The sequence below is a fragment of the Anaeromyxobacter oryzae genome (genome assembly GCF_023169945.1).
GTDB lineage: Bacteria > Myxococcota > Myxococcia > Myxococcales > Anaeromyxobacteraceae > Anaeromyxobacter > Anaeromyxobacter oryzae.
The window spans coordinates 3,817,023-3,830,278 of record NZ_AP025591.1 but is presented as its reverse complement, the minus strand read 5'-3'; the positions used below and the strand labels follow the sequence as shown (position 1 = coordinate 3,830,278).

General features: G+C 73.1%; 10 protein-coding genes. 4 read left to right on the top strand and 6 right to left on the bottom strand.

Annotation, left to right across the window (positions count from 1 at the left end; genetic code table 11):
• The first annotated feature begins 146 nt into the window (after positions 1-146).
• From smc to AMOR_RS16695, 4 genes are all read left to right on the top strand, one after another.
• Positions 147-3,746 (top strand): chromosome segregation protein SMC, encoded by a 3,600-nt coding sequence (gene smc, locus AMOR_RS16710; protein ID WP_248352691.1) that lies wholly within the window; start codon positions 147-149, stop codon positions 3,744-3,746.
• Between the two features lie 101 nt (positions 3,747-3,847).
• A complete protein-coding gene (ftsY, locus tag AMOR_RS16705; RefSeq protein ID WP_248352690.1) occupies positions 3,848-5,284 on the top strand; it encodes a signal recognition particle-docking protein FtsY in 1,437 nt (478 codons plus the stop codon).
• A complete protein-coding gene (locus tag AMOR_RS16700) occupies positions 5,281-5,994 on the top strand; it encodes an HAD family hydrolase (protein ID WP_248352689.1) in 714 nt (237 codons plus the stop codon). The genes ftsY and AMOR_RS16700 overlap by 4 nt, the downstream gene beginning before the upstream one ends.
• Positions 5,995-6,055: 61 nt before the next feature.
• Complete coding sequence (locus AMOR_RS16695; protein WP_248352688.1) at positions 6,056-6,589, top strand: GNAT family N-acetyltransferase; 534 nt, start codon at positions 6,056-6,058, stop codon at positions 6,587-6,589.
• A gap of 123 nt (positions 6,590-6,712) precedes the next feature.
• On the opposite strand, the gene AMOR_RS16690 is transcribed toward AMOR_RS16695, so the two are convergent.
• From AMOR_RS16690 to AMOR_RS16665, 6 genes are all read right to left on the bottom strand, one after another.
• Positions 6,713-8,221: a cellulose synthase family protein gene (locus tag AMOR_RS16690; RefSeq protein ID WP_248352687.1), complete on the bottom strand. Its 1,509-nt coding sequence runs from the start codon at positions 8,219-8,221 to the stop codon at positions 6,713-6,715.
• 308 nt (positions 8,222-8,529) lie between these two features.
• Positions 8,530-9,837 carry a S41 family peptidase gene (locus AMOR_RS16685; protein ID WP_248352686.1) on the bottom strand — a complete coding sequence of 436 codons (1,308 nt, stop codon included), beginning with the start codon at positions 9,835-9,837 and terminating at the stop codon, positions 8,530-8,532.
• 50 nt (positions 9,838-9,887) lie between these two features.
• Positions 9,888-10,997, bottom strand: coding sequence for a murein hydrolase activator EnvC family protein (locus AMOR_RS16680; protein ID WP_248352685.1), 1,110 nt, complete (start codon positions 10,995-10,997; stop codon positions 9,888-9,890).
• A 9-nt stretch (positions 10,998-11,006) separates the two neighbouring features.
• Entirely contained in the window at positions 11,007-11,897 is an 891-nt protein-coding gene (locus tag AMOR_RS16675; RefSeq protein WP_248352684.1) for a cell division protein FtsX, read from the bottom strand.
• Positions 11,898-11,899: 2 nt separating this feature from the next.
• Positions 11,900-12,586, bottom strand: a complete 687-nt coding sequence (gene ftsE, locus AMOR_RS16670) for a cell division ATP-binding protein FtsE (RefSeq protein WP_248352683.1) — start codon at positions 12,584-12,586, stop codon at positions 11,900-11,902.
• A 35-nt stretch (positions 12,587-12,621) separates the two neighbouring features.
• Positions 12,622-13,167, bottom strand: coding sequence for a hypothetical protein (locus AMOR_RS16665; RefSeq protein ID WP_248352682.1), 546 nt, complete (start codon positions 13,165-13,167; stop codon positions 12,622-12,624).
• Positions 13,168-13,256: the final 89 nt, after the last annotated feature.

The window sequence follows — 13,256 nt, the reverse complement described above, 5'->3', positions numbered from 1 at the left end:
CTACACGCCACGTCATGCAATGCCGCGAATCCCCATGGGAAATCGGGCGGATGCGTGGCGCGGGCTGTCAAGAAACTGGAAAACGCCCCATTGATCAAGGGCTTCGGCTTGAACTCGCCCATGGGGTCGTGATATCGCCTCGACCCATGCGCATCCGCCGCCTGGACATCGTCGGCTTCAAGTCCTTCATGGACAAGACGGTCGTCGCCTTCGACGAGGGCGTCACGGGCGTCGTCGGCCCGAACGGCTGCGGCAAGTCCAACGTCGCCGACTCGATCCGCTGGGTCCTCGGCGAGCAGTCCGCGCGCCACCTGCGCGGCCGCTCGATGGAGGACGTGATCTTCAACGGGTCCGAGTCGAAGCCGCCGCTCTCGATGGCGGAGGTGATGCTCACCTTCGTGAACGATCGCCCGAGCGAGCTGCCCCCGGCGTACCAGGGCTTCGGCGAGATCACCGTCGGCCGCCGGCTCTTCCGCACGGGAGAGTCCGAGTACCTCGTGAACGGGGTGCAGGCGCGGCTCATGGACGTGAACGACATCTTCTTCGGCTCGGGCGTCGGCCGGACCGCCTACTCGATCATCGAGCAGGGCCGCATCGGCCAGATCGTTTCCGCCCGGCCCGAGGACCGCCGCGCCATCATCGAGGAGGCGGCGGGCATCACGAAGTACAAGAAGCGCCGCGAGGCCGCCGAGCGGAAGATGGAGGCGACGCAGGCGAACCTGATGCGGGTCGCGGACATCGTCCAGGAGCTCGGCAAGCAGCTCGAGTCCCTGAACCGCCAGGCGCGCAAGGCCGAGAAGTACAAGGCCCTCCGGGCGCGGATCCGCGAGCTCGACCTCCGCGCCGCCGCGATCCGGTACCTCGAGCTCACCGCGACGCGCCGGGCCGCCGAGGAGCGCCACGCCGCGCTCAAGGCCGAGGAGGTCGAGCTGTCCGCCCGCCTCGCCGAGCTCGACGGGCTGCTCGAGGCGGACCGCGCGCTCACCGCCGAGAGCGAGGCCCGCCTCGGCGAGCTCACGTCGAAGGAGCACGAGCTCGAGAGCGCGGCGCGCGTGTCGGAGGTCTCCGTCGAGGCCGCCGCCCGCGAGCTCGAGCAGATCGCGGAGCGCACCCGCGCCCAGGCCGCCGAGGTGGAGGGGCTGAAGGCGCAGGCGGAGGCGCTCGCGGAGGAGCGCGAGGCGCTGCTCCGGCAGCGCGACGACCTGCAGTCGCTCGTCACGTCGGACGAGGGCCGCCTCGGCGAGGCCGAGGTGGCGCTCCGCGAGGCGGGCCGGGAGCAGGGCGCGCTGCAGTCCGAGGCGGACCGCGCCCGCGCCGCCGCCGCGACGGCGGTCTCCGAGGCGATGTCGCACAAGAGCCAGCTCGCGCACGTGGAGCGACAGCGGCAGGACCTCCGGCTCCGTCTCGACCGGAACCGCACCGAGGCCGACGCGCTCGCGCAGCGCGCCGGGGAGCTCGACACCGCGCGGTCGCGGTACGTCGAGACGCTCGGCCAGACCCGGCAGCTCAAGCTCCGGCTCGACGAGCAGCGCGGCGCGCAGGAGGACCTGCTCGAGCGCACGCGGGCCGAGTTCATCCAGAACGAGGCGAAGCTCATCACGCTGCGCGAGGAGCTCGCCGAGAAGCGCTCGCGCCTGCAGAGCCTCCTCGAGATCGTCCGGAACTACGAGGGCTACGGGCGCGGCGTCCGGAGCCTCATGACCCGCGCCGGGCAGGGCGAGGGGCGCGACCGCGGGATCTTCGGGCTCGTGGCGGACGTCGTCTCCGCGCCGGCGGACTACGAGAACGCCGTCGAGGCGGTGCTCGGCGAGCGCCTCCAGTACGTCATCGTCGAGAGCCACTCGCAGGGCGTCGAGGCCATCGACTACCTCAAGACCGCCGCCGAGGGGCGCGCGTCGCTCATCCCCATGGCCCGACTCCGCGAGGCGGAGGCCGGCGCCGGCGCCGAGCTGGACCGGAGCCACCCGGGCGTCGTCGCGCGCTGCCTCGACGTGGTGCGCTTCGATCCGTCGTACGAGAAGGTGGTCCGCTTCCTCCTCGGCGACGCGCTCATCGTGCGCGACCTCCCGTCCGCGCTCGAGATCTGGCAGCAGACCGGCGAGAAGCGCACGCTCGTGACGCTCGACGGCGAGGTGCTCGACCCGTACGGCGTCGTCACGGGCGGCCCGCTCGAGGGCGAGGGGCACGGCGCGCTGCAGCGCCGCCGCGAGGTGCAGGAGCTCGAGGAGACCGTCCGCGCGTTCGAGGCGGAGTTCTCGCTCGCGCAGGAGCGGCACCGCACCCTCCAGGCCCGGCTGCTCCAGCTCGAGGCGGCGCTGAAGAGCCTAGACAAGGACGGCCGCGAGAAGGAGCTCGCGCTCCTCGACCAGGAGAAGGACCTCGCGCGCGTCGGGGAGGAGCTCGTGCGCGTGGGCGACCGGATGGGCGCGCTCGACGCCGAGCGGTCGCAGCTCGAGGAGACGCTCGCGTCCCTCGCCCGCGAGGAGGAGGAGCACCGCATCGCCGCCGCGACCGCCGAGGCGGAGCAGGCGCGGTGCGAGGAGCGGGCCCGCGACGCGATGGCCCGGCTCGAGCTGACCCGCGTGCGGGGCGACGTGCTCACCGCGGAGCTGATGAACCTCAAGGTGAAGGTCGCCGCGGACGCGGAGCGGCGCGAGGGCATCGGCTCCGCGCTGAAGCGCATCGACGACGCGCGCCGCGAGGTGGACGAGCGCCGGGGCCGGCTCTTCGCGGCCCTCTCGGAGGCGAACGCTCGCGCCGGGGAGCTGCGCGGCCGCCTCGAGGGGACTCGCGTCGACCTCGATCGCCTCGGCGAGGATCTCGCGGGGGTGCGGGGCGAGCTCGCGCGCGCGCGCGAGGCGCACGAGGCGATCGCGACCGGCTCGCGCGCCCGCGAGGCCGAGGGCCGCGAGCTGCGCGCCCGCGGCGAGGGCGTGCGGGAGGCTTCCGCGGAGGCGGCGCTCACCGTCCGCGAGCAGGCGCTCGAGCTGGCGCACCTCGAGGAGCAGACGCGCGACCGGTGCCAGGCCGAGCTCAAGTGGGAGGTGGCGCGCTTCCACCTCGAGAAGCCGCCCGGGGACGAGGAGCGCCAGGAGCTCGACGACCTCAAGGCCCAGGCCGAGCGGATGGGCGCCATCAACCTCACCGCCATCGAGGAGTACGACGAGCTCAAGAAGCGGCACGAGTTCATGAGCGAGCAGAAGGGCGATCTCGAGCGCTCCATGGCGGACCTCAAGGCCGCGATCGTGAAGATCAACCGCGCGAGCCGGGAGCGCTTCCAGGAGACGTTCGACCGCGTGAACGAGAAGTTCCAGGCGGTCTTCCCGCGCCTGTTCAACGGCGGCCGCGCCGGCCTCGTCCTCACCACCCCCGAGGGGGACGGCGAGCACGGCGTCGAGATCTTCGCGCAGCCGCCCGGCAAGAAGCTCCAGAGCGTCAACCTGCTCTCCGGCGGCGAGAAGGCGCTCACCGCCGTGTCGCTCATCTTCGCCATCTTCCTCATCAAGCCGACGCCGTTCTGCCTCCTGGACGAGGTCGACGCCCCGCTCGACGACGCCAACGTCGGCCGCTACAACGAGATGGTGAAGGAGATGAGCAAGAACTCGCAGTTCATCCTCATCACCCACAACAAGCGGACCATGGAGATGGTCGACACGCTCTACGGGGTGACGATGGAGGAGCCGGGCGTCTCGAAGCTCGTCTCGGTCCGCCTCTCCGAGCGGGCGCGCGAGGCCGCCGCGGCGTAGGCCGGCGGCGAGCCGCCGCCCCAACCCATTCGTTGACCGCCGGCGCTGGGAGCCCTATACCCTCGGGCTCCCAGCGCTTTTTTCGCGCCTCGGAGCCCTCCGTGATCCCGCTCGCCCTGACCACGAACGACGCCATCGCCGTGGCGATCGTCGCCGCCCTCCTGCTGCTCCTCCTCGTCGCCGCGGTCCGGCTCGCGCGGAAGCGGCGCGGCCCGCCCGGCCCGCCCGCGCCGCAGGCCGAGATCGAGCGCGAGCTCGAGGGCGCGGAGCTGCCGCCCGCGCCGCCCGCGGAGGACCTCGCGCGCGGCGCGACCGAGGAGGACGCTGCGGAGGCGCTCCGGCGCGCGCGCCGCGAGAAGGCGCCGGCCGTGCCGCAGGTCCCGCCGGGCGCGACGCCCGAGGAGGCCCGCGGCGCGCGCGAGGCCGACGAGGCCCGCAAGAAGGAGGAGTACCGCCGCAAGAAGGAGGCGGAGCGGCTCGACCGCGAGCGGCGCGCCCGCGAGCGCGAGGAGGCGGAGCAGCGGGCGCGCGAGGAGGCCGCGCAGGCGGCCCGCGAGGCGGAGGAGGCGCGGCGCCGCGCCGAGGAGGAGGAGCGCCGGAAGGCGCAGGCCGAGGCGGGCCGGACGCTCGCGGCGGGGCTCGAGAAGACCCGCGGCGGCTTCATGGCGCGCATCAACGCGCTCTTCTCCGGCGGCAAGCTCGTCGACGACGCCGTGCTCGCGGATCTGGAGGAGGTCCTCTTCACGGCCGACATCGGCGTGAAGACCGCGACGCGCCTCATCGAGTCGGCGCGGGAAAAGGTCCGGAAGAAGGAGCTCTCCGATCCCGAGAAGCTGAAGCGCGCGCTGCGCGACGAGATCGCCCGGATCCTGGCGCTCGACGGCGTGGCCGACGGCGCCGGCGCGCCGATCCAGGTCGGCGAGGCGCGGCCCTGGGTGATCATGGTGGTCGGCGTGAACGGGTCGGGGAAGACCACCACCGTCGGGAAGCTCGCCTCGAAGCTGCAGGCCGCCGGCCACAAGGTGCTGCTCGGCGCCGGCGACACCTTCCGGGCCGCCGCCGGGGAGCAGCTCGAGATCTGGGCGGAGCGCGTCGGCGCGCCCATCGTCCGCGGCAAGGAGGGCGGCGACCCCGCGGCCGTCTGCTTCGAGGCCGTCCAGAAGGGGGCGCAGGACGGGGTCGACGTCGTGCTCTGCGACACCGCCGGCCGCCTCCACACGAAGACGCCGCTCATGGAGGAGCTGAAGAAGGTGAAGCGCGTCATCGGGAAGGCGGCCGCGGGCGCGCCGCACGAGGTCCTCCTCGTCCTCGACGCGACCAACGGCCAGAACGCCATCGCCCAGGCGCGGCAGTTCAACGAGGCCCTCGGCGTGACGGGGATCGCCCTGACCAAGCTCGACGGCACCGCGAAGGGCGGCGTCGTCATCGGGATCTGCGACGAGCTCAGGATCCCGGTACGCTACGTGGGCGTGGGCGAGACGGTCGCGGACCTGAAGCCGTTCGCCCCCCGCGAGTTCGTCGAGGCGCTCTTCGAGTGACGACCCCGTTCCAGGTGTACCTGCTCGACGTCGACGGCACGCTCGTGCACTGCGGCGGTGCGGGACGGCGCTCGCTCGAGCGGTCGCTCGCCGATCACTGCGGCCCGTTCGACGGCGCGCTCGCGGGACTCCACCTCGACGGGATGACCGACCGCCTGATCGTCCGCGAGGCGCTCGGGCTGCTGGGGTATCCGTTCAGCGACGAGCGGTGCGACGACGTCCTCGCGCGCTACCTCGTCCACCTCGAGGGCGAGATCGCCGCCCCCGGGTACGAGGTGCTGCCCGGGGTCGTGGAAGCGCTCGAGGCGCTCCGCGCCCGCGCCGCGGCGTACGGGCTCTGCACGGGCAACGTCGTCGGCGGCGCACGGGTGAAGCTCGCCCGCGGCGGCCTCGATGGCTACTTCGACTGGGGCCCGAGGGCCATTGCCGGGTTCGCGTCCGACGGCGAGGCGCGGGAGCGGATCGTCCTCGCCGCCCTCCGCCGCGCCTCGGCGCGCCTCGGCCGCTCCCTCGACCCGCGCGAGGCGCTCGTCGTCGGCGACACCCCTCGCGACGTGGACGCCGCCCACCTCGCGGGCTGCCCGGTGCTCGGCGTCGCCACCGGCCGGTACGCCGCCGCCGCCCTCCGCGCCGCCGGCGCGGACTTCGTCGTGCCGACGCTGGCGGACCCGGAGGCGCGGCGTCTCCTCGGAGCCCCTCCCCCGCCTTGACCGGCTGCGCCGCGCCGGGCTATGGCTCCATTTCCGACACCCGACCACAAGGGGCAGGCCGATGACGACCGCGCGCGCGAGGCAGGGTTCCGGCTCCGGGCAGGACCTGCCGTCCCTGGACGGCCCGCGGCTCCGCGCGATCCCGGCGGGCCGGGAGCACGTCCAGCAGATCCAGTCCTGCTTCCTCGGCGCCCCCGACTACTTCGCCCGGACCGAGGGCGGCCCGCCGGGCGCCCACGCCGCCGAGCAGCTCGTGTCCGAGGCCGAGGCGGACGACACGCGCCGGGTCTACGCGCTCGTCCCGCACACCGGCGGGCCCGCGGTCGGCGTGCTCGACCTGTACCTTCATCATCCCGAGCCCGGGACGGCGCACATCGGCCTGCTCCTGTTCCGCGAGGCGTGCCAGGGGCTCGGCTACGGCAAGGAGACCACCGCCGCGCTCGAGCACGCGCTGGTACGGGCGGGGTTCTCGACGCTGCGGCTGTCGATCGGAGACGAGAACCCGGGCGCGAAGGCGTTCTGGGAGCGCCTCGGGTTCGCCGAGGTGGGCCGGCTCGAGCGCGGCGTCGGCATCTACGAGAAGCGGCTGGAGTGAGAGGGTCGCGAGCGCTCGCGCGTCTCGAGGCGACCCCTTCGAAGCCGGAAAAGAGGACCGCCGCGCCCGGAGCTCCGGACGCGGCGGCAGTCGAGTCGGTGACGCCGGGGGCCGGGGGCCCGACTACTCGGTCGGGGTCGGCGCCGGGGCGAGCACCCGGACCCACCGGATGACGCGACCGCGGAGGCCCTCGTAGAGGCTCGCGAGGCCGACGTAGCCGAAGCCGACCTGGAAGAGCACGAGGAACGGCAGCGAGTAGTAGACCTCGCGCTCGATGAGGTACAGCACGCCATACGTCATGTAGGCGGCGAGCCCGAGCTCGACGATCGGCTGGAAGGTGACGGCCGCCTTGTAGCGCTTCTTCGCCACGGACTCGCCCGCGCCCTTCACGCCGTGCTTCGGCGTGCGCGTGAACGCGGTCTCGTAGCCCATGAGCGCCTCGACGACGGCGCGTGCCTGGTTGACCGAGAGGCCGATCCCGAGCGCCATGACGAGGGGCAGGTACTTGATCTGCTCCCAGGTGGTCCGGCCCTGCTCGCGCTGGCTCGCGGCGTAGAACGCGACGACGCTGAAGGTCGCCGCCGCGAAGAACGGGATGTCGAGGAAGAGCACCTCGTACCAGCCGTGCGAGACTCGCACGACCACCGTGATCGGCAGCAGGATCGCGAGCGGGATCATGAGCAGGTAGGCGAGGTTCGCGGTGAGGTGCATCACCGCCTCGTGCTTCACCTCGCGCGGGAGGTCCGACTTGAGCAGCCGCGGCAGCAGCTTGAGCGCGGTCTGGATCGAGCCCTTCGCCCAGCGGTGCTGCTGGCTCTTGAACGCGTTCATCTCCACCGGCACCTCCGCCGGCGTGACGATGTTCGGGAGGTAGACGAAGCGCCAGCCGGCGAGCTGCGCGCGGTACGAGAGATCGAGGTCCTCGGTCAGCGTGTCGTGCTGCCAGCCGCCGCCGGCCTCGATCGCCGCCCGCCGCCAGATGCCGGCGGTGCCGTTGAAGTTGAAGAAGCGGCCGGAGCGGTTGCGGGCGGTGTGCTCGATGACGAAGTGGCCATCGAGGAGGATCGCCTGCGCCTGGGTGAGGATGGAGTACGCGCGGTTCAGGTGGCCCCAGCGCGCCTGCACCATCCCGACGCCCGGGTCGGTGAAGAAGTGCACGGTGCGGTGGAGGTAGTCCGGCTCCGGGATGAAGTCCGCGTCGAACACGGCGACGAACTCGCCCTTCGCGATCTTGAGGCCGTTCTCCAGCGCGCCGGCCTTGAAGCCCTTCCGGTCGGTCCGGTGGACGTAGACGATGTCGAGGCCCAGCGCGCGGTGCCGCTCGACGCAGGCGCGGGCGATGCCCTGGGTCTCGTCGGTCGAGTCGTCGAGGACCTGCACCTCGAGGAGGTCGCGCGGGTACTCGATCCGCGCCACGGCGTCGATGAGCCGCTCGGTGACGTAGAGCTCGTTGAAGATGGGGAGCTGGATCGTGACGCGCGGGAGCGTGTCGAACCGGCTCTTCGGCGTCGGCAGCCGGAACTTGTGCCGGTAGTACAGGTACGCCATCGCGTAGCGATGCGCGCCGAAGACCGACAGGACCGCGAGCAGCAGGGCGTACCCGACGACGACCGAAAGCTCGAGAGGGCTCATCTTTGTGTGTATGTGCGCCTTGGCGGGCGCCTCCGGAGAGGGCCCGGCATCGCAATCCATGGGCCACGGCCCCACCCGTCCGAGGCCGGTCGAAATCGCGCGGACTGTAGCAGCCCGGTCCGCGAAGTCAATTGGCCAAAACCTGCGGACCCGCTGGCAAAAGTGCGCGCTGGCGCGACCGAGGCATCACGGACGGAGAAGGTCCGTGACGCGCACGCCTTGCACGCGAGGCGAGCACCCCTGCTCGGGAACCGCGACACGCCTGCCAGGGTCCGCTCGGAGGGGCGAGGATCGCCCGGGAGGGCGGGTCACTCGCCCTTCGCGGTCACGCCGCGCGGCTTCGGCTCGGACGACGCCCGGATGATGTCCGCCGCGCGCAGGTAGTCCAGGGCGGTCTTGAGCTGGAAGTCGGCGGTCGGTGCGGCCGCGGCCGTGGACGCCGGGACCACGTCGTTCTTGAGGTGTCCCTTGAGATCGCGCTCGGCCACGAGGACGTCCTCGGGCCGGGCCGGCAGCGCGACGTCGGCCACGACGACGTCCGGCGTGATCCCGAGCTCCTGGATCGACCGCTTCCGCGGCGTGTAGTAGCGCGCCACGGTGAGCTTCAGCCCCGAGCCATCGCCGAGCTCGACGATGGTCTGGACGGATCCCTTCCCGAACGTCTGCGTCCCCATGATCACCGCCCGGCCGTTGTCCTGGAGCGCACCCGCGACGATCTCGCTCGCGCTCGCGGTCCCCCGGTTCACGAGGACGATGATCGGGTACGGAGGCTCGGTCCCCTTCTCGTGCGCGCGCCAGACCTCGACGTTGCGCTTGCCCCGGCCCTCGGTGGAGACGACGGTGCCGCCGGCGAGGAACACGTCGGAGACCGACACCGCCTCGTCGACCAGGCCGCCGGGGTTGTTGCGGAGATCGAGCACGAGGCCGCGGATCTCGCCGCGAAGCGCCGCGCGGCCGTCCGCGAGGGCCTTCTCGAGGCCGCGCCCGGTCCGCTCCTGGAAGGACTTGAGCCGAACGTAGAGGTACCGGCGATCGGCGTCGAGCACCCGCGAGTCGACGCTCTGCGTCCGGACGCGATCCCGCACCAGCGTGAGCTTCTGCGGCGACGCGAAGCCGTCGCGCATGATCTCGAGGACGCAGCGGGTCCCGGCGGGCCCCTTCATCCGGCGGGTCACCTCGTCGACGCCGAGGTCCTTCGTCGGCGCGCCGTCGACGGTCACGATGCGATCGCCCGGCCTGATGCCGGCGCGCTCGCCCGGGGAATCCGCGACGGGCGACACCACCGTCACCTCGCCGCTCGCGCGCGTCACCTCGATGCCGAGGCCGTCGAACTCGCCCGTCGTCTCGTCGCGGAGCTGCGCGTACACGTCCGGGCGCATGAACTGGGAGTGCGGATCGAGCTGCGCCATCATGCCGTCGATGGCGCCGTAGACGAGATCCTTCTCGGCCACGTCCTCCACGTACGAGTTCTCGATGTGCGAGAGGACGTCCGCGAAGACGTCGAGCGGCCGGTACGCCGAGGCGTCGGGCTTCCGCGCGGCGGCGGCGACGTGATCCGTGACGAGCCCGGCGAAGAAGGCGAGCCCGATGGCGGCTGCGACGGCGATCCGCTTCATGGAGGGGATTGTAGCCGATCCACCTTCAGGCCCCGCCGGGCGTGCCCGGGTCACCGCGCCGCGGAGAGCCACTGCGCGGGATCGACGGGCCTCCCGCGCTCCCGGATCTCGAAGTAGAGGTAGGGCCCCTTGAGCGACCCCGAGTCGCCGACGGTCCCGAGTACCGCGCCGGCCTCGACGTCCTCCCCCATCGCGGTCTGCATGCTCGCGAGGTGCGCGACCAGCGTGTGGTAACCGTCGCCGTGATCCACGATCACGATGTTCCCGTAGCCCTTGAACCACCCCGCGTGGACCACCCTTCCCGGGGCGATGGCGCGGACGGGCGCCCCGGCGGGCGCGGCGATGTCGACGCCGTTCTGCACCGTGATGGTGTTGAACTTCGGATTCACCACCTTGCCGAACCCGACCGAGATCGTGCCCGCGGCCGGGAGCGGGAGCCTCCCCCGGTGAGTGGCGAACCCGCTGGGGGCGGCGCCGGCCCGCGCCGGGGGGAGCGTCGCGACGAACTCCGCGAGCTTCCTGGACTGCTGCGACGCCTCCGCGGCGGCGCGCTCGTGGAAGCCGCGCGCGCTCCGCAGCGCCGCGAGCAGGGTCTCCCGCTCCTCGCGCCGCGCCGCGGCCTGCTCGCGCCGCTCCGTGGCCTCCTCCGCGAGCGTCGCGAGCCGCACCGCCTCGTGCTGGCGCGCCGCGCGGGCGCGCTCGCGGTCCTGCTTCGCGGCCTGCGCCTCGCCGAGGAGCGCGAGATCGCGCGAGAGGATCCGGTCCATGAGGTACCGCCGCTTCACGAGGTCGGCGAGCGAGCGGCTCGCGAGGAGGATCTGCAGCTCGCCGGTCCGCCCGAGCCGGGCGCGCGCCTCGAGCCGCGGCCGGAGCGCCGCGAGCCGGGCCTGCATCCGCGCCTGCGCCGCCGCCTCGTCCTGCCGCGCCCGCTCCAGGCTCGCCGCGGCCGCGGCCCGGGCGGCCTCGGCCTGGCGCCACCCGGCGACGGCCTCCGCGAGGGCGGTCTCGGACTCCGCGAGGGTGTCCAGCACCGAGCGCTCCTGCTGCGCGAGCATCCGGACCGCGGTCTCCTCGGCCCTGCGGCGCGCCTCGAGCGCGTCGAGCTGCGCCCGCGCGCCGGGCGCGGCGAGGGCGAGCGCGAGGACGGCCGGAGCGAGCATCGGGGCGCCTCAGGCCGAGATTCTTCGGAGCGTGCGCGCGACGGAGAGCGCGCTCCCGACGAGGCCGACGAGCGCGCCACCCGCGAGCAGCGTCGCGAGGAGCGCGGGTGGGAGGGTGTCCCGGAGCGTGAGCGCGTCCGCGACCCGCACCGCCGCCCGGAGCCGCGGGACGACCGTCGCGTGCACGGCCAGGAGCGCGCCGATGGCGAGCCCCGCCCCGAGCAGCCCCTGGACGAGCCCCTCGATGAGGAACGGCGCGGAGACGAAGCCGTCCGTCGCACCCACGAGCTTCATGATCTCGATCTCGTCACGGCGCGCGAACACCGCGAGCCGGAGCGTGTTCGAGACGAGCACGGCGGTGGCCAGGGCGAGCGCCGAGAACAGCACGACCGAGGCCGTCTTCGCCCGCGCCACGAACCGCTCCAGCGACTCGAGCCAGGTGTTCCCGTAGTCCACGTCCGCCGCTCCGGGCAGCGCGCGGAGCCGGGCCGCGAGCGCCCGCGCCTCGGCGAGCGAGATGCCGGGCGCCGCGACCTCCACCGCGTCCGGCAGCGCCCCGGGCCCGACGCCCTCGAGCACCTTCGCCTCGTCCCCGAGATCCGCCGCGAGCGTCCGGAGCGCCTCGGCGGCGGGCACCGCCCGCACCCGTCGCCCCGGCGCCGCGGCGGCCGCCGCCGCCCGGAGCGCCCCGAGGTCGGTGCCGGGGGCGAGGTACACCGAGATCTGGACCTCGCCGGCCCAGGACGCGAGGAGCCGCTCCGCGCCGCCGAGCGCCGCCGCGAACAGCCCCGTCGCGAAGACCGCGACGAAGATGGTCGCGGTGCCCACCAGGGCGACGTACGGGCCGCGCGCCATCGCCTGCAGGGCGCGGCGGGTGAAGTAGATCGGGCGGAGCGCCATCGCTACGCCCCCGCCGCCCGCCGGACCGAGTCGCCGTCGGAGAGGAGCCGCCCGCGGTCGAGCACGACGACGCGTCGCTTGTAGCGCTCGAGGAGCGACCGGTCGTGGGTCGCGACCACCACGGTCGTCCCGCGGGCGTTCGCGGAGTTGAGCAGCTCCATCACCTCGAGCGTCCGCTCGGCGTCGAGGTTGCCGGTCGGCTCGTCCGCGAGGAGGAGCGCCGGGTCGGGGGCGAGCGCGCGCGCGACGGCGACGCGCTGCTGCTCGCCGCCCGAGAGCGAGGGCGGGAACTTGTCGGCGCGGTGCTCGAGCCCGACCGAGCGGAGCAGCGCCTTCACCCGGCGCCGGATCTCCTTCGCCGCGAGCGCTTGCACCTCGAGGGGCAGCGCGACGTTCTCCGCCACGGTGCGCTGGGGCAGGAGCTTGAAGTCCTGGAAGACGACGCCGATGTTGCGGCGCAGGTACGGGACGGCGCCCGCGCGGATCTTCGCCACGTTCTTGCCGAAGAGCAGGAGCTGGCCGCTGGTCGCGGGCTCGTCGCAGAAGACGAGCTTGAGCAGCGTGGACTTCCCGGCGCCGGACGCGCCGGTGAGGAAGACGAACTCGCCCTTGTCGATCTCGAGCGACACGTCCTGGAGCGCCGGGCCGTCCCCCGGATACTCCTTGGTGACGTGGAAGAGCTGGATCACGGAGGGTGCGCGCTCGCGTCCGCGGCTCCGCCGACCTACTTCCGCTCGCCGAGGTCCTCGGCGAGGTACGACAGGATCACCTCGTCGAGGCTCTTCTCGCTGATGAGGTCCTCGCCGAAGAGCGTCTCCGCGCCGTCGTTGCGAAGGACCGGCGCGGGCTGCTGGCGCGCCGCGAGGACCTCTGGCGGCAGGGCCGGCGCCTCGCGCTTCGCGGGCAGGTGCACCCCCTGCTGGAGCTGGACGGCGCGGCCGTCGGCGTGGATCTGGCCGGGCTGGAACGACTGCGCCTGCTGCGCGTTCATCGCGTCGATGTCGTCGTAGACGCCGTTGATGAGGTTGCGCAGCATCTCCTTGTGCTGCTCCTCCATCAGCTCGCGCACGACCTGGGCGAGGTTCTCCGCGCCGACGATGTCGGCGTACGACGTCTTCTTCGACGCGAGGATGTTCCCCCCGACGAAGAGGTGCGTGATGATGTGGGGGTTCTCCAGGCCCGAGTCCTCGGTCTGGATGTGGTACATCTTCCCCTTGTGCTTGATGTTGTGGTTGAACCCCACAACCATCTTCTTGGGATCGCCCGCCATCCGGCCGACTGTACCGCCGCGACCGTCCCCCAGCAAGCGCACGGGCCGTCGAAATCCCCTCTCCGTCCGCCCAGCTAGCTCGGCTGGCT

What these genes read in the sequence shown, in the direction of transcription:
- smc (WP_248352691.1), top strand. Translation starts at nt 147, where the DNA reads ATGCGCATCCGCCGCCTGGACATCGTCGGCTTCAAGTCCTTCATGGAC.
- AMOR_RS16695 (WP_248352688.1), top strand. Translation starts at nt 6,056, where the DNA reads ATGACGACCGCGCGCGCGAGGCAGGGTTCCGGCTCCGGGCAGGACCTG.
- AMOR_RS16690 (WP_248352687.1), bottom strand. Translation starts at nt 8,221, where the DNA reads ATGAGCCCTCTCGAGCTTTCGGTCGTCGTCGGGTACGCCCTGCTGCTC.
- AMOR_RS16685 (WP_248352686.1), bottom strand. Translation starts at nt 9,837, where the DNA reads ATGAAGCGGATCGCCGTCGCAGCCGCCATCGGGCTCGCCTTCTTCGCC.
- AMOR_RS16680 (WP_248352685.1), bottom strand. Translation starts at nt 10,997, where the DNA reads ATGCTCGCTCCGGCCGTCCTCGCGCTCGCCCTCGCCGCGCCCGGCGCG.
- AMOR_RS16675 (WP_248352684.1), bottom strand. Translation starts at nt 11,897, where the DNA reads ATGGCGCTCCGCCCGATCTACTTCACCCGCCGCGCCCTGCAGGCGATG.
- AMOR_RS16665 (WP_248352682.1), bottom strand. Translation starts at nt 13,167, where the DNA reads ATGGCGGGCGATCCCAAGAAGATGGTTGTGGGGTTCAACCACAACATC.